The organism is Streptomyces sparsus, assembly GCF_054776295.1.
The window spans coordinates 1-1618 of sequence record NZ_BAAHCA010001021.1 but is presented as its reverse complement, the minus strand read 5'-3'; the positions used below and the strand labels follow the sequence as shown (position 1 = coordinate 1618).

The 1618-nt window shown below is 75.5% G+C and carries 2 protein-coding genes; both read right to left on the bottom strand.

The annotated features are described in order from the left end of the window. Window positions 1–25: 25 nt before the first annotated feature. Window positions 26–1165: a cystathionine gamma-lyase gene (locus tag ACYVE9_RS25960; protein WP_461030334.1), complete on the bottom strand. Its 1140-nt coding sequence runs from the start codon at window positions 1163–1165 to the stop codon at window positions 26–28. Next, window positions 1162–1618, bottom strand: a 457-nt coding sequence (locus ACYVE9_RS25955) for a low molecular weight protein-tyrosine-phosphatase (RefSeq protein WP_461030333.1), incomplete at its 5' end; no start/stop codon positions are given. The genes ACYVE9_RS25960 and ACYVE9_RS25955, both read right to left, overlap by 4 nt.

The window sequence follows — 1618 nt, the reverse complement described above, 5'->3', positions numbered from 1 at the left end:
CTCCGCGGGCAGCTCCGGCCGGGGGTCAGGACCCTTCGCGCGTCCCGGAGCCGGCGGCGTCGAGCGCCCGCATCAGGTCCGCGACGAGGTCGTCGGGGTCCTCGACGCCCACGGAGAGCCGGACGAAACCCTCGGGCACGTTGTCGCCGCCCCAGCGCCCGCGCCGCTCGGCGGTGCTGCGCACCCCGCCGAAGCTGGTCGCGTCGTCCACCAGGGTCAGGGCCGCGAGGAACCGTTCGGCGTGCTCCCGGTCGGGCAGGGTGAAGGAGACGACGCAGCCGAAGCGGCGCATCTGCCGGGCGGCGAGCGAGTGCGCCGGGTCGTCCGGCAGGCCGGGGTGGCGCAGTCCGGACACCTCGGGGCGTCGCCGCAGCGCCTCGGCCACGTCGAGCGTGGTGGCGGCCTGCCGGTCCACCCGCAGTTGCAGGGTGGCCAGGCTGCGGTGGGCGAGCCAGGCCTCCATCGGGCCGGGGATGGCCCCGACGATCTTCCGCCAGTGCCGGATGCCCTCGGCGAGTTCGCGGTCGCGGCAGGCCACGTAACCGAGCAGCACGTCACCGTGCCCGCTGAGCGCCTTCGTGCCGCTGACCACGGAGAAGTCCGCGCCGAGCTCCAGCGGGCGCTGCCCCAGCGGCGTGGCGAGGGTGTTGTCCACGGCGACCAGGGCGCCCTCCCGGTGCGCGGCGTCGGCGAGTTCCCGGATGTCGCACACGTCGAGACCGGGGTTGGACGGCGTCTCCAGCCACACCATGGCGGCGCCGCGTACCGCCGCGAGCTGCTCCGGGCTGCCGGTGGCGACCGTGCGGACCCGGGCGCCGCAGCCCTCCAGCCGCGCCCGCAGCGGCGTCAGCAGGTTGTAGCCGTCGTTCGGCAGCACCACGGTCTGCCCGGGGCCGACCCGGGACAGCAGCACCGCGGAGATCGCCGCCATGCCGGAGGCGAAGGCCAGCGCGGTGGCGTCCCCGGTGGGGTCCTCCAGCTCGGCGACGGCCGATTCCAGGGCGGTCCAGGTGGGGTTGCCGTCCCGACCGTAGGTGTAGGTGGCGTCGGCTGGATCGCCGGGCAGGTGGTAGTGGGCCGCGAACACCGGTCCCGGCAGGGGCGGTTCGTAGGGTTCGCGGGGCGGCAGCCCGGCTCGTACGGCTCGGGTTCCATCACCGGTCATGATTCCTCCAGCTCCTTGCGGACGGCGTCGAGCAGTCCGGGCACGGCCCGCTCGACCATGGCGAGCACGGTGGTGAAACCGTCCGGGCCGCCGTAGTAGGGGTCGGGGACGTCCTCGTCCCCCTGCGCGTCCGGATCGTAGGACCGCAGCAGGCGCACCTTGGCGGCGTGCCCGGCGCTCGGTGCCATCCGCCGCAGGGCGCGCTGGTGGCCGCGGTCGAGGGCGACCACGAGGTCGAGCCGTTCGAACCACGCCGGGTCGAAGCAGCGGGCGGTGTGCCGGGCGTCGTATCCGGCGCCGGTGAGCGACGCGGCGGCGCGCGGGTCGGCGGCCGAGCCGACGTGCCAGTCCCCGGTGCCGGCGCTGTCCACGGTGACCAGCCCGTCCAGGCCGGCCTTGGCGAACTCGGCGCGGAACACGGACTCGGCCACCGGGGAGCGGCAGATGTTGCCG

Coding starts and splice junctions, on each gene's coding strand:
- ACYVE9_RS25960 (WP_461030334.1), bottom strand. CDS start 1,165: ATGACCGGTGATGGAACCCGAGCCGTACGAGCCGGGCTGCCGCCCCGC.